Genomic DNA, 358 nt, shown 5'->3' with positions numbered 1-358 from the left:
CAGCTTATTTCGCGGCTTTAAATGCTGACCACATGCGTGAACCTGCGCGGTCATAACGCGGGCCATTAATCGGTGCAGGGAAGAGTTTGTCGAGCACCGCTTGTGGTGGGTAGATTGATTCATCCTCTAAGATTTCAGGATCGATAAATTCTTTTGATGCCGGTATCGCATTCGGGTACCACACATAATTAGTGATATCCGCCATAACCTTTGGATCGATCAAGTAGTTAATCAGTGCGTGAGCGTTATCTACGTTGGGTGCATCTTTAGGGATCAGCATTAAGTCAAACCAAATGGCAGCGCCTTCTTTAGGAATGATATAAGCGATTTCAACACCATTTTCTGCTTCTGAAGCGCG

The 358-nt window shown here is 45.8% G+C and carries 1 protein-coding gene; it reads right to left on the bottom strand.

The window, feature by feature from the left end:
- Nucleotides 1-4 precede the first annotated feature (4 nt).
- Nucleotides 5-358, bottom strand: a 354-nt coding sequence (locus A3762_RS05380; protein WP_156493261.1) for an extracellular solute-binding protein, incomplete at its 5' end; no start/stop codon positions are given.

This window comes from Oleiphilus sp. HI0125 (assembly GCF_001635355.1).
This window is presented reverse-complemented; position numbering and strand designations above follow the sequence as displayed.